The organism is Rhizobium sp. Root482 (assembly GCF_001426565.1).
Lineage (GTDB): Bacteria > Pseudomonadota > Alphaproteobacteria > Rhizobiales > Rhizobiaceae > Pararhizobium.
Map to the genome: position 1 here is coordinate 141,519 of NZ_LMFA01000024.1, position 16,192 is coordinate 157,710.

Genomic DNA, 16,192 nt, shown 5'->3' on the forward strand with positions numbered 1-16,192 from the left:
GTGGTGCCATTCGTGTCTATATGGGGCGCCAGCTGGGAATTGCCAGGCGCACCCGGGGGGGTAGGCGGAGATTGCCCGCCTTTGGCGCTGCGTACCGCCGTCACCCAATCGCACGAATGCTAACTCAGAAATTCCTTCACGCGCGATCGCGCGTAACGCGCGCGCGAGAAATCATTGAGGAATTTTGAATAGACTACGTCCTCCCCCTCAAGACGAACAGCGCGCGACCAGTCAGCGAACTGGGGCCGGAAGTAGGGTTGGACAAGTTGTCCACCCCTAGTCCATCAGGTCGTCGATATCCTTATCCAGCGCACGCTCAATTCCTTTGCGAACGCCCATCAAGAATGCAGTGCTGTTGCCGCGCGTACCAGGCTGCCCTGGCGTGCCTGGCATACCCACCGAGGTTCCTTTGACGGCACGATATCCGACCTCAAAACCATCCCTGAAACTGCCTGCTCGTATGATATCGACCATCGTTGCTCCCCCTCGATAGCATGACCATCGCACAACCCGGGGTCGGTCGTCAATTTTGGCCTCCTGGCTCCCTACCACCCGCGCCCTCCAACTCGCAATTTAATCGAAATAGGAATTTCAGGTGGGGTGCCTCGATCTTCAAAGATCGGGAAACCGCCCAACCCGCGTCACAAACACGTGTGCACAATTTTGGATTCTTTGATTATTCGAAAATCAAAGCCGGCGCACAAGCACATCTCGATGACTGTGTCAATAGAAAATCCTTGACAAATTTGATAAAATAGCATATGGTCAAAAATCACTGCAGCCGCAACGACGGCCACCCCGGAAGACCCTGAACGGGCGCCATCCTCCTTCCCTGCGAGACCGTATGAAAACCACTGAAGTGAACCGTGCCGCTGTTGCGGCGGGGCGCATGATTGCGCCTGCCAATGATTCCCAGATCTCGACCGACACGAAGCAGTCAAAACCTCGACATTCCGAACTATCCGAGACGCTGGGGGCGCTCCTGACCTGGCGCGCCATGAGCAGAGCGCCACGCGAGCCTCTGCAGACTAACTGGCGCATCGTCCCGGCCAATGACAACCGACCGGAAGAGTATCGGGAAGATCTCGAGGCCGCCGAGCCCGAGCCCATCTTGATGGATTGCATCCACGAAATCCGGCCGCGTCCTGCCGAGTTGATCCGCGCTGTACGGCAGGTGGAATTCTCCGGCAGGCGCGAGCGGCTTCCCGTCGGCGGCGACATCGAGACCCGCGGCGGCGCTATCGTGCGTCTAGGTGATCTCCGGTTCGGGACGCTTCCCACTAGTGCATTCGGATGCTCGACCCTTCCGGGCAACGACCGTCACATCGTCAAATGGCGTGGGCGCTGGCCGGTGGACCGGTTCACTTCGGCTAAAGGCCCCGACATCGACGAGGACAAGGAACGTGAGCGACGTGAACGTCTGGCTGATTGGCTTGGTTGCGAACCCGGCTGGCACGTCGTGTCGACGAAAGAGGCCAGACAGGCGGCAAGGGAGAAGCGAAAACGGCTGGCTGGGCTACCTGATCCCAAGTTACCCCTCACTACGCTATCCTTGAACGAGGCACGTGCCTTCGCCGGCCTAGAACCAGTGACACCGGATGAGCGTCCCGCGTTGCCTCTAGGATCGCCGGATATTGGCAACATTTTCTCAAGCTGGCTGAGTATGCCCAAGAAGGGCAAGGGCGGCGCGGTCGCTCGTGACGATGACGGGGACTTCGAGCGAGAAGTGGTCGCTGCGAATTTATCTCAGCAGGACGTGGCAATCCTCGATGCCGCCATCACGGTCCCGAACATGAAAGATGTCGGCGCCATCTTGGGAGCGACCGGCAAAACTGCGGAGCGCGCCGGAAAGAAGGCGCTCATCAAGGCCGTTGCCAATCTTTCGAAGGTTTTAGACAAAATCGCCGCATAGCTGTCCCTTTTGTCCGAGTTGCGCGGATTAACAGTAGATGGTCCCGCAGACCCGACTCACCGGCCGCAGAAATGCGCGCCGGTTTTTCTTTGCCTTCATCATTGCGGCGTGCCGCACCCATAACCTCATCGCGCCGGAGCGTCCTGCCGGCGTGTGTGTCCCGCTGCCGTTTGAGTTCGCTCCGGCAGCGGGCATCTTAAAAAAGGAAACCATATGGATAAAAAATACACTCTTGCGCTCGCCCGGAGCGCGAGCAGATCCGCGTCCAACGCTCGCCAAATCCTCCGCGCCCTCCGAGAAGCAGGCTTAGTACCTGGCCATAGCGGGCTCCCCACATCAACGCACATAGCTCGGATCGTCATGGCGCTGGCTGCGGACCTAGTTAAGGACGTAGTGCCCACGGTGACAGTGCTGCGCACGCTGCCGATTAGCACGCCTTGCGGGTTACCCGCGACGGCGGAGGCCATGTTGACGCGCCTGATCGACATTCTGCCGCATGGCCCAGTTTTCGGCGACTACGATGTTGATGATGGGTTCGTCCATATCGCCGACGACAGTATCAGTCTGGAGTGTCTGACACTCGCCGGTCACCGAGCTTGCGCACGGTATGGCGCTTTGTTCACCGGCATTGCCCACACGGTTACCATCCCCGTTTCAACCATCCGCGCAATTACCGTGGCTATTAAGGACCAGAAATGAAACCGATTCCGATTCCAAGGCTTTCGAGCTTTTCAACCGCAATCGCCGACGTCACAAAACGGCGTGACGATATGGGCGCGCAAATCGTCGCCGCCGAAAAGGAGCGCCATGAGACTATCCTAGCCATCCACCGCCGCGGCATACTAGAGTCACCACCGCCAACCGAACCTGCCGCTCTGCGTGTCTCCCGTCTGCTTGGCGAGGCGCCTCCGCCGATCGTGCCGGAAAGCCGTGCCCAACTTGCGGAAATGGCCCAACGGATCTTTGACCTAAAAGCGGCGTGGGCAATCCTCGATGCCCGCCTGAAGGTCGAGCAATCGAAGGCAAACGCGCATGCGCTCGCAGTTGTGGCTCCCGAATATCGAAAGCGTATCCGTGCAGTTTGTGAGGCCTTGAGGGGCGTCCACGCGGCCAACGTCGAGCTTCACGCATTCACGAACGCACTCGACAACGAAGGCATCGCGTGGGCTTCTCTGGGCATCGTGGCGCCCAACGCGGTCGGAAATCCGGGCAACCCTTACTCGCCAGCAGGCCAGTACCTGAAGGACGCCGCGGACCAGGGATTTATAGAGCGCAACGAAATCCCCGAAAGCATCCGGCAATGAGACCGGCCGCCATTCACATACCCGGCGGGCGTCCACGTTCGGTTGAAGACTTCATGGGATGGTCTCGCGGCCAGTCTCGGCAGCCATCTATACCTAAAGCAAAGTTCTTCACAGCATCCGGCCGTGAGATTAAGCGACCGGCGATTCAGGGTTGGGCGTGCCTCTACGGACAAGCGTTCTTCGCCTCTGGTCGATACCGAGTCATGAAAGCCGGCGCGTTCATTGACACCATCTACGATTGTCAATCCAAGCGGATGCTGTTCGACCACAATGATAGCGACGTGGTCGGTGGCACGTCTTCAGGACTGGAGTTTGCGAACTCGCTTGATGGGCTGGCATTCCGCATGCCGCTCGATCGAAACGCTCGCGCTGCCGAGATTGTTGACGCGGTCAAGTCGAACAGCAGGGCTTGCGTTTCCGTCGGTGTCGAGTTGGTCGAGAATATTGTTAGAAAAACCACGGATGGCGTGGAGTTCGACTATTGCTTGAAAGCGAAATTGACCGAAATCAGCCTGGTTCCAGAGGGCGCGATTAGCGGGACTTACAGCGCTATAGTAGACCTTGACGACGAAAATCCAAATCTTTGGTTAGCCTGCCGGGCTAACGCATTTGCGACGGCTAAGGCGGTCGCAAATACCACCGCCCGAGGGCAACGGATCGTCGATATGCTCGCACGGCTGAAGGCATGACCCCAGCCGGGGGGCGATCGAGATCGCCATGGCCCCTGCCAAATCAACTACCGGTCGTGGGGGTTTTTGCACATTTTCTTGATTGAAATGTTGGGGGTCAGCCCCTACTCGGCGGCCGTTTCTGCCGGCATGCGATCACCCTTCAGCAGTACGTCGGCACCTTCAGTGCTCTGGGCGTCTGCCGCAATGCTTGCCGTCGTGATCGTCTTATCGACGTCTACCGCGGCATTGACTTTAGAATGGTACTCGCAATCGGCGAAAGCGGCTGGTGCCGAAAGGCCCATTGCAGCGGCAATAATCAGAACGGATTTCATCGAGTAGTCCTCCAAGTTGCGCGGTGATCATACTCCGTTTCGAAGAAAACGCGAAATCACAATTGCGGCCGGCCGCTCGTTAGCACGTCGAGGCCGCCCCCAATAATTCCCAGCCCTCTTTGCCCGCCTTCGCGCGGGCTTTTCCGCATGGAGAAACCTCTTGAACAATCACGATTTCTGCATCTGTGCAGGCAACCTGCTCGGGGCCCTCGTCGGGTCCGGGGCACTTCAGCGCTCCGTCGCTATCGGACTTGCCAACGAAATGGCCGCGGCAGCAGACCCACGCGTTGTTGAATATTTCCGCGTTACGGCGGGACTTTTGGCCGACATACCGGTCACGGAGAACGCCTGGCGCGACTGGGATCCGTCGGAGGCCGGCCAATGAGCATTCACATAAAGCCGGGGCAGCAAATCTTTGCGCCCGTGGATGAGAACGGTGACGCGCGTTCGGTCTCCAATCAGGAGGTCCAGGTCTGGTCGACTGAGGTTGAGCGGGTCATCGGGCTATTTGTCTCGTCGGGCGGCCTGATCTTCGAAAGCAAGGCATCTCTGGACGCCGACCTCGCCCATGCCACCAACAGCATGGCATGGGTACTTGGCGACGCCACGGCCGCCAACAATGGGATTTACCAGAAGCAAGGCGCGTCCGGCGCGGGATCGTGGACGCGCCTTGCTGACCTGCCGTATTCGTTCATCATCGCGTCTGATGCTGGCGCCGGCACCCCTAACGCCATCATTGCGACCACGGCGATCCCGGTTTCGGAATCCGCGCTGATCTTACTGAATATCGCCGACACGAATACCGGCTCGCCGGTAACGGTTGCCTTCAATGGCGGGGCAGCGCTCGCCATCAAGACGAACAGCGGCGAGAACGTATCTGCCGGTGGTCTTGTGTCTGGCATGGTCCTCATGGGCATTGTGTCGGGCTCGACGTTTCGGCTGGCCAGCGACGAGGCAATTGCATCGCTGGTGTACGCCGCTCGGGATGAGGCGGAGGCACAAGCTGACCGGGCACAGCTTATCGCTGATACGGTGGCTGCACTCTCTGCCGGGCCGGGTTTCGTCAGCGTGGCCGAAGTACCGTTCAGCGCCACTCCATCTGAGGTTCAGACTCCGGCTCAGCGTCGTGCGGCAATGCAGGATGCTATCGATTATGCTGCTCTGGCTGGCCTGGAAGTGCGCATCCCCCTCGGGACATGGACTATCGACCGAGACCTTGTCTGGCATAGCGGATCACGCATTTCAGGCTATGACCGCGACTTGACCATCATCAAGCTCGACTTGACGGCGGATATCGAATGCGCTGGCTTCCGCCCCAATTTGAGAGACAGCTCTATTACCGGCTGCGTGATTCAAAACCTCACTGTTGACCTTGATGCTGATTTCCGTTCGCCTACGAGCGCCGGTACGCTTCGCCCCGGCGGGTCGTGCGTCTCGACTGACGGCGCAAAGTGGGTGTACCTCAAGAACTTGAGGCTAAAGAACGCGGTCCTGCACTGCCTGGACATCTGCTCGGGTGGCGAGGTCGATGGAGACGTCCGGTATTACGTCAATCCAGCGAATTATACTGGCGACGAATATCCTACCTATTACCCGGCCAACGCTTCACAGTTCGTTTTTGCTGATGATGTGATCGTAGATAACCCGGGTGATGACGGGATCACGACGCACTATAGCCGCTATATCTGGATCAACCGTCCGCGCTGCATGAACGGTTCGCGGCGCCATTCCGAGGGCACAGGCGCCGGTTCCGGCGTCGGCATTGAAATCGATGACGGTTCGCGTGATGTTTGGATCAACTCGCCACACATCACCAACTTCCTCGGCGGTATCGGCGTCAAGGCCCACGACTTCAATCCGGCTCCGCAGAACGTTCACATCAACGACCCGCTTATCGAGGACTGCCACTGGCCAATCAATTGCCAGATCCCATACAATTATTCTCACGTTCCGGCTGAAGCGAGAAACATCTGGATCACCAATCCGCACATCAAAGATTGCGCGGTTTGGGCTGGATTTGAGGCCGAGACCGTCACCGCAATCCGCGTCTTGGCGTATCAGGGTGTCCGCATTGTCAATCCGGTGATCGAGGGCACAGGAGCAATCACAACCGGCTTCGGCTCCGCCATCGTCGCTGGAAGCTACACGCTTGATCTTTCCATCGAAAACCCTCGCATCGTGAACTGGCAGCCTGGCGGCTCCGATCCTGTGATTGCTCTCTCAAGCAGCGTCCAGGAATGGGCAATCATCGGTGGCAGGGTGCTTAATTCTGGCGGCGATGTCGGGCTCTCGTATGGTGGCAGCGCCAAGTTCACTCTTGATGGCCTTCGCTTGCAGGCGGGTGCGAGCATCGCGGGCGGCGCGGGTGTCGTTCTCACGAGTTCGCCTGAAGATAGCAGATCGGCTATACTTGGATTGGAAGTTTCAGGCTTCCCCGTCTACACCAGAATTGCTGGCGTAGAGCGAACGATCGGGCAAGGTTTTGTGCCGGGCGGCCTTACTGTTCCCGGCGTCTTCAGCGTCGGGAAAAGTGTTGTGAGTACGATTGCAGGAGGCATTATCGCACTCGGCAGTTCTTCGCATATTCGCCTGGTCGGTGAAGGGGGCGTTGCTGACAATCTCGACCGGATTACGGGTGGGAGCGAAGGCGACATAGTGATCCTACGTGCAGGATCAAACTCGGTCGATATCACGGTGCGTCATAACCAAGGAACTGACGGTAGCAATATTTTGCTGAACGGCGCGGCAAACTTCGTGCTCGATCATGGGCGAGACAAGCTCGTCCTCATTTGCGACAGCGCAGGCGACTGGTGCGAAATGGGTAGAGGCAACAACTTCACGTAAGCGCCTTAACCTGTTCGTACAGGTTGGTGGTTTTCGGCGACCACAGTGACAAGTCTGGCTCCATGGCATCAAAACCTTTGATGAATGCCATGGGGTCGGCGAAATCGAGCGTCATGACCTGCCCCGGATCGTAGCGCCACCACTGACTTTCCACCAGGCTCTGCCGCAACCCCTCGTCTTCGAACCGCCATCGGATAAAATCAGCCTTGTTTCCTCCGACAATAGCATAAGGGGCCACGTTTCGGGTGACGTTGGCGCCCCCTGCTAAAACCGCTCCATCGCCAATGGTGATCCCGCGCGCGAGAGAGACGTTCTTGCCTATCCAGACATCGTTTCCGATCACAGGCAAAGGTTTTTGGGGCGCCTCGACGTAGTGGAAGTTTTCGACGTTGAAATCTGCCTTGGCTTGTTGCACCCACCGCACATCCGGGATGCAGGCGATAGGGCTGGTCGTAACTGCTGCTACCGGGTGGTTCCACCCGGCTATCTCGACGCCGCCTGCGATCGAGCAGTAGCGCCCGATCTGGATATTCATCGGGAACTCTGAGTTTGTGTAAGAGAAGGCCCCAAGTGGCGTCAGACGGTTGCCGGTCCTGAAAGTAACGTAGGGTTCGAAGTTTGCGTCTTTTCGGAAGGTCAGTCGGTCTTCGACTTTCCAACGGCGCGGCGAACCCTTCTTCTGTTCGTGACAATAGATACGGCGGTCATCGAGCAAACTCAACAGCGCGTCCGTCACGCGGACGGTCACCTGTGCTTTATTCTCTGCGATGAACGTAGACTGAGGCTTTGTTCTTAACACAAGAACACACTAATCAAAGTGCGCGGAAGTTGTCTAGAGGGTGTAGGACCGCATCATCGCAACCCATCCACCGACCAAGGCGGTTAGGTTGCGGCGTTGCTCGGGAGGGCGGCGTCATCCAAGCAGGCACATCATAAAATCGCGACCACCGGTGCCTATTTTACATCCGTGCAGTATGCTTGCGAAGAAAATGAGCGCGAGACTTCCGAGAGTGGGCAGCTCGTCGCCGTATGGCCGGCCACCAAAAAATGCGTAGATATGGTGTTTGTCTCGGCGGAGTTCAGCTTCGAAACCGTCAATAATCGCGGCTTTGTAAAAACCATAGGTCGTGAGTAGCTTGCAGAAGCTTGGATCAAGAGTTTTTACTGGAAAGAATAGTTCTTTCCATCGGCAAAGAGCGCGGTGAACCCTTTTTCGAGATGGAGGCGCATCTTTCCAACTAGGTATTATCCCCGGCGAAAGTGCCATTTCCTCATTGGTCAAAGGGCGAGATATTGCAATCGCGATCGCGGCCTCGCAGGCCCACCTTTGAGAGGTACTGCGGCGCCGCGCAACCAAAAGCCATCTGATGAAGATATGGTTAAATAAAAGGGCAACGACAACCCCGAGCAACGCCCACCAGTTCCGATCGTCGTCAAGACCGTACTGAAAAACAGCCAATGAAAGCGCGCAAGCAATGTAGACGACGCTTTCTTTGTGCGCGATATATCCCCGTAAATCAGTCCGAATTAGCTGCAGGTCATTGATGATGGCAGCTTGCTGTTTTCCCAAGGCATCTTCAACGGTATCGGTCAAAGCGGCGCCCCCCGTTTTGCAATATCGTCTGATAGTAGGCCGGCGGATGAATTGCGACCAGTCCGCCACCGATGTGCGTCTCGTGGAGCATGATCCGATCCAACTTTGCCCAATGACATGACTGTCGGGAGAGGGCGTGGGATGCCACCAAAGCCCGATGCGCGGTCGGAATTCCCGTCCAAATCCAGGGGGCCGGTTCCACCCGCCAGCATTGGAAAATGTTTGCCGGTGCCGATGAGTCGCAGTTTTCTCTTTGAGATGGCTCAAGTCTTCCGGTGCCCACACGCCGATACCGGCGACAAGGCGACGCCAGTCTTCCTAAAGAAACGCGCGACCCTTAAGAACTTTCAAGAATGCTGCCACCGGTTCGCGAACCGTGAGTGTCTTCGTCGCCTGCTTCCCGGTTGAATTTTCTACCGCCATCTGAAAATGAATCGCAGTGCCGCCCTTGGATGCATCACAGATATACATGACCTTGGAAAAATCGACGAGCGTAGGCTTGCCGTTTTTAAGCGTTGCCAGATGCCAAGACAATTTCGTCTCCATAAAATGTTTCAATATGAGACCTTTATACTCCCGGTGCGGCATGCCAGGCAAATGTGAAGTTTACAAATGGTTAATTTAGAAGGCCATTAATAATAGCTGATGCTGTCTCAACTCTTTGTAACGATGAAGGGAGTCACCTGACGTCGCTAAAAAACATGAAGTCGGACGATCTCCTGCGGGATATGATCTGCACCGTTCGGTCGGGCTGGATTTGATAGACCTCATACCAGCGCGTGCCGTGACCACCACCACCCACCACCCCCAAAAAGGAAAACCAAATGACCATCACCACCACGTCATCGCGTGGGCGGGCCAAGCGGGCGGCAGCCGCCAACGCTGGTACTCTGATTGCGGGCCTCATGCGGTGCATATACCGACGTAGTGAGGCTTAGGGGCACCGGGTCGAAGCCACAAAAATGGTTTACGTTTTGCCGCTAGGATGCATTATAGAAACGAAATGTGGAGTGGACATTGACCTGGTGTGACAAACTTTCCTCCACCCCTGCGGTGGGATATCTGTACGAACCATATGCGGCATCAGGTGACCGAATTATCGATAGCCTCACGCCATTGATCAATACGTGGTACACGGGCCCGAAGGCCAATTTCACGGTGGCAAAGCATGAAACCTTATCGGTAGAATTGCAACACGATAACGGGTTCGTGTATCACGTGTCAGATACCAAGGCGTCCGTCTCTTATCAACACCGTTTAAAATTAAGAAACACAAGTGCGGGCCTGCCGGTAGCGGAGTTGATCTCACAACCTTTGCAGTTCTCGAAGATTTTGGACAGTGCCTTTGATGAGCTGGTGAAGGTAGCACTCGCACTACCTCAACCTCATGGCCGCAACATAAGTCGCGTTGGAGTTGTGTCTACAACTATCGCGGCCAGAGAAGATATCCCCCCGGGGATAATGAAGATGATCGAGTATTTCGGAAGGCCTTGGGATAATAAAGTCCAATCATTCAATCTCTCGATTCAATCAGAGTTGAGAAAAGACGATCAATTTGTTGATCGATGCACCCATTTTCTTATTCAGGGCGATGACGAAGAGAGCGATCTCATCACCTTCAAATTTGACTGGCAAAGAACGATTTTGAAGCCCGTTGCCGCGGTAGTTGCAGACTTAAACAAGTTGAACAGCAGTGCGGTCAAATCTGCGTTGGCATATTTCGAAGATCTTGCTGTAGGGAACGCCTTTGATGAGCATCTTATTAGACAAAGAGAAAACGTTTCGGAATGATACAAACGGCGGATCACAGGAAAGTAGCTTTGCGAAGTCATCAAGAGCAGAGCCTGCCTGGACAACCGACCCTCTTGTCCTTCCTAGATTGAACACGCGCTCCGCCTATGCAGCGGGCGCCAAGGCGGCTGCCAGGCTAAATGCTACCACGGCAACCGCAAAAGAGGAGGAAGACTTGCTGTCGGAGCGCCAGCGCCTACTAGACAGGCTTTTCAGTGGAGAAATAACTACCGAAGAGAAAAATCGTCTAGACTATGTGCGTTGGTCTCTCGACAGAATTGAAGACGCTAGACATGGTGCAACTCTCGACGCCCTAGAAATACAAGCAGACGCCTACGAAAGTTTCGTTGTCGAAGTTAATAAGTTTTATGAGCAGCTAAACAGCAGAGTACAGCGCCCAAAGAGATGAATAGCGGTTCCGAAGTCGGCGATCCACAGACTATTAGCACGGCCTTGGTAATTCGCAGCCAAGTGCCGGTAAGGTCGTCGTATAACGAGTACAAACAAGAACTTAGGTACGATTTTTTTTATTCATGTGCATATTGCTGTATTGCCGAGACCGAAGCGGGAGGCATGCGCTTCACAATCGACCACTACGAGCCCCAGAAAGCCCGGAATGATCTTGTGAATGTTTATGACAATTTGATGTGGTCGTGTGACGTCTGCAACCAGAGAAAAGGCGATCGATATCCTCCGGTGAAAGCTAGGCAGAACGGATTTCGTTTCTTCCGCCCAGACGTAGACGTTCACCTTGAACATTTTTCCCTTGAGGGGAATATCCTGAAACACAAAACTAACATCGCATATTACACGATAGAATCGCTCGATTTGAATCGAGAGAGTCTTCAACGGGTAAGAGATATTCGTCGTCGCATCTACTCGTGCGACGAAGCAGTGAGCGGCGGCGTGCTAGCCCTTAGCAGATTTCCGATCGATCGCCTTCCAACAAACATCAGAGGGCCAGCTTACAGAGCCATCAAGCAATTGGTTGACACCTACGAAACGATGGCGGACGCAGTCGAAACGGCTCTTAAAAGTCATGCTCGATCACCGATACTTGATGAAGACGACAGTGCATCAGAGCGAGCCAAACAGCGGAAGGAAAAATTGGCAGCTCTCGAAGGCATGTTTCCTGGAAGCTGGCGCGGCCCGAGAAAGGTGGCAAAGGGTAAACGGGGGGGTAACCCCCCAGAACCCGCACCTGATTCCCCGACAGCAACTCGACCGCACCATAATGCGCCAGATCGAACAATGCGTTGACTACCGGGTTCTGATCGAACCCGGCGCCGACCAGCGGCACGCCGACCTCATATAGGCTGACGGGCGCGCCAACTGCCTGGCGGCCAGCGGCGAGTGTGGGTGCCGGTGGTGACTCGCCCGGACGGCTGGGCATTCATCGAGGCGTGCAGCGGCCTGATGGGCGGGCATACGATCGGAGGAGTAGGCCTGAGCGATGTAAACGTTGGTTGAGGAATAGACAGTTTAACAAACTGAGGCCATGATCCTCCATTGGAGAGGGGAAAAGCATGGACTACATTGTTCTTGATGTTGAAACAGCAAACCCAAATTATGCGTCAATATGCCAAGTCGGCCTCATTGATGTTCGTGGCGGACATGTCGTCGACACTCAATCAATCCTAATCAACCCCGAGGATTTCTTCGATCCGTTCAATATATCGATCCATGGGATTACTGAAGAACGGGTAAGGGGTGCCCCAACATTCCGGGACGTACATGCCGACCTTTTGTCCCGGCTTGGACAAAGGGTCGCAATCCATCACGGCCCATTCGATCGAGTTGCGTTTACACGGGCATCGGACAAGTATGGATTGCAGCCCCTGTTGCCGATCTGGCTGGACAACCAGTCTGTTGTCAGGAGAACCTGGCCGGATTTCGCCCGCAGCGGCTACGGCTTAAAAAATCTATGCAGACATTTCGACTTTGCTTTTTCACATCACGATGCGCTCGAAGACGCAAGGGTCACTGAACTCATTTTTCGACGGGCGTTAGCTGAATCAGGCACTACTTTGCCGGATTGGCTGGTTCGTTCGAAATTACCCATTTCCGCGGCTACGGTGGGCCAGGCTGGTAATCCGCAGGGCCGCTTTCATGGGCAGACAATTGTATTCACCGGGGATATGGGGGTACCAAGATCGGAAGCGGCCGGGATAGCGGCAAAGTTGGGATTTGATGTCCTTGAGTCGGTCAATAAAAAGGTCACGCTCCTTGTCGTTGGACTGCAAGACCTCAGCCGGCTCGCTGGCTATGAAAAGAGCAGTAAGCAAAGGAAGGCCGAGACGCTCCGCGAGGCAGGACACGACATTGAGATTGTGTCCGATTCTGATTTCTGGGCAATGATCCCAAGCTCGATGAGGCCGCCGCAGAGGCCGGTTCGACAAGCCCAAACCGCGCGCGGAACAAAGCACCTGGCCGTAGAAATCTCGCTTGAATCGCTGTTTTCAGATGCGGAATTGGAAGAAATGTTCGGCGTCCTGCTCAATGATGAGCTTGGCTGAGGCACGGCATCTCGGAACTGCGCCCGCCGTATTCTGCCGTATCGCAAATGAAATCCTGCCCTCTTGCGGGGATGACGGACTTTCACCACCTGCTATCTTAACAAATTTGTCAAGAATTAACGTTCAAGAGGATACCAGATCGCCAACATGGCCAAGTGTTACTTGGCTGAACCTCGCAATGAACTGCAGATCGGCAAAGGGGCGTGGTTCACTCGGCGCCCGATAATCCACTCGTCCAGTGCTGGTGGCTAATTCCCATTCAATGCGTGCTCGAGGTGTGGGGCCGTATAGCCACACCTCAATTGTCCCGCCGTCACGGCCGGCATAGGCATCTCGGTCAGCCGGCACGGCCTCAAGCATTGCAGAAAGCGCGTCCGCAAAATTATGCCCGCGCTTAATCTGCCCGAAGACAAGTGGTTGCGACGCAACAAGGCCTGCATAATCTCGGACGGTCTTAACGCTGTCTTTGACGTTCCGGCTGCCGGCGACAGCTATCAGCAAATTAGCCGCGTCTTGATAGTTAACGACAGACCGTCCCCGCCCTCGCTGGCCTTCACTGCGCAACCCGGCGTTCATCAGATTTCGGTCATGCAAGGTGACGGTGCCCTCAGGCACCCCGGTTTGGTGCGCAATTTGCGCGACCAGTTCTTTGGGCGTGGCCATGAATTCCTCGGTGTGGTGGGTCGCGTGGTGAAGGCGACAATTGCGCGTAGCACTGTTTTATTTTGCGCGCCACACAAAATATGCATTGACTCAATTTCCTATTTAACGCAATAAACAATTATTGACGTTCACTAGGAGATTCGAAATGCGAACGAACCCGCACTCCCAGCCCACAGAAAGAATAGCACTCCCACGCAGACTGGTGCCGAGAAGACCGGTGCACTTTGAAATGGATACCAGATTTGCCTATCTCGAATGGCTCAGGCAGGAGGCGCGATTCCTTCAGATGGAACTCGGCTGCGGCGATAAGGGCGAGTTTTCACCCATCGGAACTTTCACGCACCGTTACCACATTCCTTTCGGCGAGAGTTGGCGCGATCAGCCGCAGCCATCGACTCGCGCCGAAACTGTATTGCGCGCTGTCGGCGTCAAGTTTCCGCGAGGATTGCTCGTGCCGGAGGATGCGGCATGAGCAAACGCCGGCACAAAATTCGCGGGCAGGCGGTTCCGCTTTCGGCCTTGATCCAGGGCGACTATGACTACATTTCGGCATGCATCGAAGCCGACGCGCTCGCCGAGCGAGGTATAGGAAATGGTGCCGACGACGTACCGGAATACAACGTCCACGACGAAATCATGGCATTCCGCTGCAGGACTCTTGCAGAGATCCGCGCCAAACTTGCGTGGATGACTGGGGAAGGTGGCGGTCTGAGCGGCGAGGAGGAGGCCTTCAAGTTGATGCTCGCCGATATCGACGACCTGCTTACAACTAATTCACAATTACAGAAGGCGGCCAGAACACCACCGGACCCTACACGTTCCGCTGGCCGCCAGGGAGTTGGCGCGCGCTAGTCGCAGCGCCCTTTGGCCCGCTACCCTTCTGCATCGGGGTAGCGGGCTTTTCCCCCCAACTCATTCTAAAGCCGACCATAGGAGGCGCCTTTGACACTAAAGCACTCGCCGGCCAACGATAACGATCCATTTTGGCGGCTTCCGATGTTCGCGAAGGATCTGGAACTTGCCGAGGCAATCGTCGGCAAATCCGAGGCAGCCAAATGGGTGAAAGAGCGCCTCCCCACATTGGCGGTGAAACCTGGCTTTCCGCCAGTGGACGCCTTTCATGGTGGTCGGCCGGTGCCGCTCGTCCGCATGTTTTACCAAAGCTATCTGGGCGTCGCGACTGGCATGGTCGGCTCCCCAGACGGGGAGGAGGGGCAATGGAGTCGGTTAAGGCAATAGGCCTCAAATGGATGAAGCGGACCTCCGGTCGGGTTCCGGTTTGGGTGGCCGACGAGAACGACGTGAAGCGCGGCTATGAGCCGAAAACAGTCAACCTCGATTACCTGCGCGACGAACCGGACATGCTCGTGGCAAAGTGCAACGCGCTCCAGGCTGATATGTTGCTTTGGCGGTCGGGATACAGACGCAATGTCAGCGTATTCGATGGAAGTGTCCGATCGCTGTTATCTGTGTACCAGCGAGATGAAGAAAGCGCCTTTCACCAGTTGAAGCCGGGATCGCTCGTTCCCTATAAGCACTATCTCGCGAAACTCGAGGAGCATATCGGGCCGCGGCGAGTCGACTCCATCAGCGGCATCGATGTGCTGGCATAAGATTTGGAGCCGAAACGGAAAGCACCTGGCTGCGGCGTCGACGTCGCGGGCGGTTCTAGAGGCCGCTGTGAAGCATGGCATTCTTCGCAGATTCGCCGGTTGCATCGAGTTGCGCGAAATCCTGCAAACGGCTCGCTCAGGCTTGCCACAGCCAAGCCGACGCGAAATCGTGATTACGACAGACCAGGCAACCGCCGCACGCCAGGCAGCACACGCCGCTGGGCGGCCCTCGTCCGCCTTGGCATACGCCATCGCCTACGAGACGACGCTGCGTTTGTGGGACGTTGTGGGGCAGTGGTGGCCATTGGGAAAGGGCGGCATCTCTGACGTCGTCGATGCTGAGCGTGGACTGAAGTGGTTTGGCCTTCGATGGGATAACATCGACGATAATCTGGTTCTCAAGTTCAAGCCATCAAAGACCGACGGCACAACTGGCCGGACGGTGACTTATCCTCTGACGAAGGCGCCCATGGTGCTGGAGGAACTCGAGCACTGGCCAGCCGACAAGCGAATCGGCCCGGTCATCGTCTCTGAAGCCACCGGTCTGCCTTACATCTCTCGGGCTGTCACAGACCGGTGGGGGGACGATCGCAACGCGGCGGGCATTGATCCGAAGGCTTGGGCTCGAGACCTGCGCGCATCGGGAATTACCGAGGGACGTGCCGCAGGTGCCACGACCGACGACGCTTCGAAGGTCGCTGGTCACGCCGGCACGAAGACCACGAGCGCAGTTTACGATCGCGCTTCGGAAGAGGCTGCTGGCCGATTCGCTGACGCCCGAATTGCGGGTCGAGAACGGAACGGTAACGGCGGCGGTAACGGGCGGTAACGGCGCGGCGGCAAGCCCATGAACCAACAGGGTTTTCCCGCCAACGGTTCTTAACGCCCCCTTAAATCGCCGCATTTACACTTCATCGCACTCGCCGAACGCAGGCCCTCCGGGCCGGTCGTC

The 16,192-nt window shown here is 56.3% G+C and carries 23 protein-coding genes; 16 read left to right on the forward strand and 7 right to left on the reverse strand.

All coding sequences use genetic code 11. From position 1 onward, the window contains the following. Window positions 1–276 precede the first annotated feature (276 nt). Window positions 277–474 (reverse strand): hypothetical protein, encoded by a 198-nt coding sequence (locus ASD31_RS20865; protein WP_056338626.1) that lies wholly within the window; start codon window positions 472–474, stop codon window positions 277–279. Window positions 475–844: 370 nt separating this feature from the next. Here ASD31_RS20865 and ASD31_RS20870 point away from each other — a divergent pair, with 370 nt between their 5' ends. From ASD31_RS20870 to ASD31_RS20885, 5 genes are all read left to right on the forward strand, one after another. After that, complete coding sequence (locus ASD31_RS20870) at window positions 845–1,912, forward strand: hypothetical protein (RefSeq protein WP_056338629.1); 1,068 nt, start codon at window positions 845–847, stop codon at window positions 1,910–1,912. Window positions 1,913–1,949: 37 nt separating this feature from the next. Next, window positions 1,950–2,222 carry a hypothetical protein gene (locus ASD31_RS26090; RefSeq protein WP_156392742.1) on the forward strand — a complete coding sequence of 91 codons (273 nt, stop codon included), beginning with the start codon at window positions 1,950–1,952 and terminating at the stop codon, window positions 2,220–2,222. A gap of 158 nt (window positions 2,223–2,380) precedes the next feature. Continuing rightward, window positions 2,381–2,611 carry a hypothetical protein gene (locus tag ASD31_RS26095; protein ID WP_156392743.1) on the forward strand — a complete coding sequence of 77 codons (231 nt, stop codon included), beginning with the start codon at window positions 2,381–2,383 and terminating at the stop codon, window positions 2,609–2,611. Further along, a complete protein-coding gene (locus ASD31_RS20880; RefSeq protein WP_056338636.1) occupies window positions 2,608–3,216 on the forward strand; it encodes a hypothetical protein in 609 nt (202 codons plus the stop codon). The genes ASD31_RS26095 and ASD31_RS20880 overlap by 4 nt, the downstream gene beginning before the upstream one ends. Before the next feature lie 53 nt (window positions 3,217–3,269). Then, on the forward strand, window positions 3,270–3,905 hold the full coding sequence (locus ASD31_RS20885; protein ID WP_210168919.1) for an HK97 family phage prohead protease: 636 nt from the start codon (window positions 3,270–3,272) through the stop codon (window positions 3,903–3,905). 104 nt (window positions 3,906–4,009) lie between these two features. Here the strand turns inward: ASD31_RS20885 and ASD31_RS20890 are convergent, their stop codons facing one another. After that, window positions 4,010–4,219: a hypothetical protein gene (locus ASD31_RS20890; protein WP_056338642.1), complete on the reverse strand. Its 210-nt coding sequence runs from the start codon at window positions 4,217–4,219 to the stop codon at window positions 4,010–4,012. A 160-nt stretch (window positions 4,220–4,379) separates the two neighbouring features. Between ASD31_RS20890 and ASD31_RS20895 the strand changes: the two genes are divergently transcribed. Together ASD31_RS20895 and ASD31_RS20900 are read left to right on the forward strand one after the other, a co-directional pair. Beyond that, window positions 4,380–4,604 carry a hypothetical protein gene (locus ASD31_RS20895; RefSeq protein ID WP_056338647.1) on the forward strand — a complete coding sequence of 75 codons (225 nt, stop codon included), beginning with the start codon at window positions 4,380–4,382 and terminating at the stop codon, window positions 4,602–4,604. Then, on the forward strand, window positions 4,601–7,063 hold the full coding sequence (locus tag ASD31_RS20900) for a hypothetical protein (protein ID WP_056338650.1): 2,463 nt from the start codon (window positions 4,601–4,603) through the stop codon (window positions 7,061–7,063). The genes ASD31_RS20895 and ASD31_RS20900 overlap by 4 nt, the downstream gene beginning before the upstream one ends. Here ASD31_RS20900 and ASD31_RS20905 read toward each other — a convergent pair. From ASD31_RS20905 to ASD31_RS20920, 4 genes are all read right to left on the reverse strand, one after another. Next, a complete protein-coding gene (locus ASD31_RS20905) occupies window positions 7,056–7,799 on the reverse strand; it encodes a CatB-related O-acetyltransferase (protein ID WP_156392744.1) in 744 nt (247 codons plus the stop codon). The genes ASD31_RS20900 and ASD31_RS20905 overlap by 8 nt on opposite strands. 177 nt (window positions 7,800–7,976) lie before the next feature. Beyond that, on the reverse strand, window positions 7,977–8,657 hold the full coding sequence (locus tag ASD31_RS20910) for a hypothetical protein (protein ID WP_156392745.1): 681 nt from the start codon (window positions 8,655–8,657) through the stop codon (window positions 7,977–7,979). Window positions 8,658–8,975: 318 nt separating this feature from the next. Continuing rightward, window positions 8,976–9,191 (reverse strand): hypothetical protein, encoded by a 216-nt coding sequence (locus ASD31_RS20915; RefSeq protein ID WP_156392746.1) that lies wholly within the window; start codon window positions 9,189–9,191, stop codon window positions 8,976–8,978. A gap of 145 nt (window positions 9,192–9,336) precedes the next feature. Further along, window positions 9,337–9,537 carry a hypothetical protein gene (locus ASD31_RS20920; protein WP_156392747.1) on the reverse strand — a complete coding sequence of 67 codons (201 nt, stop codon included), beginning with the start codon at window positions 9,535–9,537 and terminating at the stop codon, window positions 9,337–9,339. 137 nt (window positions 9,538–9,674) lie between these two features. Here ASD31_RS20920 and ASD31_RS20925 point away from each other — a divergent pair, with 137 nt between their 5' ends. From ASD31_RS20925 to ASD31_RS20945, 4 genes are all read left to right on the forward strand, one after another. Continuing rightward, window positions 9,675–10,448: a hypothetical protein gene (locus ASD31_RS20925; RefSeq protein WP_056338665.1), complete on the forward strand. Its 774-nt coding sequence runs from the start codon at window positions 9,675–9,677 to the stop codon at window positions 10,446–10,448. Continuing rightward, complete coding sequence (locus ASD31_RS20930) at window positions 10,408–10,857, forward strand: hypothetical protein (RefSeq protein WP_156392748.1); 450 nt, start codon at window positions 10,408–10,410, stop codon at window positions 10,855–10,857. The genes ASD31_RS20925 and ASD31_RS20930 overlap by 41 nt, the downstream gene beginning before the upstream one ends. After that, the gene (locus ASD31_RS26100) at window positions 10,854–11,708 is read left to right on the forward strand and encodes an HNH endonuclease (RefSeq protein ID WP_156392749.1); all 855 of its coding nucleotides are present in this window, start codon (window positions 10,854–10,856) and stop codon (window positions 11,706–11,708) included. The genes ASD31_RS20930 and ASD31_RS26100 overlap by 4 nt, the downstream gene beginning before the upstream one ends. Window positions 11,709–11,974: 266 nt before the next feature. Continuing rightward, the gene (locus tag ASD31_RS20945) at window positions 11,975–12,964 is read left to right on the forward strand and encodes an exonuclease domain-containing protein (RefSeq protein WP_056338676.1); all 990 of its coding nucleotides are present in this window, start codon (window positions 11,975–11,977) and stop codon (window positions 12,962–12,964) included. Window positions 12,965–13,087: 123 nt separating this feature from the next. Here ASD31_RS20945 and ASD31_RS20950 read toward each other — a convergent pair whose 3' ends face one another. Then, window positions 13,088–13,627 carry a hypothetical protein gene (locus tag ASD31_RS20950; RefSeq protein WP_056338680.1) on the reverse strand — a complete coding sequence of 180 codons (540 nt, stop codon included), beginning with the start codon at window positions 13,625–13,627 and terminating at the stop codon, window positions 13,088–13,090. A 217-nt stretch (window positions 13,628–13,844) separates the two neighbouring features. Here ASD31_RS20950 and ASD31_RS20955 point away from each other — a divergent pair, with 217 nt between their 5' ends. The 5 genes from ASD31_RS20955 to ASD31_RS20975 all read left to right on the forward strand — a co-directional run bounded on the left by ASD31_RS20955 (window position 13,845) and on the right by ASD31_RS20975 (window position 16,069). Continuing rightward, complete coding sequence (locus ASD31_RS20955) at window positions 13,845–14,099, forward strand: hypothetical protein (RefSeq protein WP_156392750.1); 255 nt, start codon at window positions 13,845–13,847, stop codon at window positions 14,097–14,099. Next, entirely contained in the window at window positions 14,096–14,479 is a 384-nt protein-coding gene (locus ASD31_RS20960; RefSeq protein ID WP_056338687.1) for a hypothetical protein, read from the forward strand. The genes ASD31_RS20955 and ASD31_RS20960 overlap by 4 nt, the downstream gene beginning before the upstream one ends. Window positions 14,480–14,569: 90 nt before the next feature. Beyond that, on the forward strand, window positions 14,570–14,866 hold the full coding sequence (locus ASD31_RS20965; RefSeq protein WP_244483916.1) for a hypothetical protein: 297 nt from the start codon (window positions 14,570–14,572) through the stop codon (window positions 14,864–14,866). Next, complete coding sequence (locus tag ASD31_RS20970) at window positions 14,845–15,240, forward strand: hypothetical protein (protein ID WP_156392751.1); 396 nt, start codon at window positions 14,845–14,847, stop codon at window positions 15,238–15,240. Before ASD31_RS20965 ends, ASD31_RS20970 begins: the two co-directional genes overlap by 22 nt. 67 nt (window positions 15,241–15,307) lie before the next feature. Further along, the gene (locus ASD31_RS20975) at window positions 15,308–16,069 is read left to right on the forward strand and encodes a hypothetical protein (RefSeq protein WP_156392752.1); all 762 of its coding nucleotides are present in this window, start codon (window positions 15,308–15,310) and stop codon (window positions 16,067–16,069) included. Window positions 16,070–16,192 lie beyond the last annotated feature (123 nt).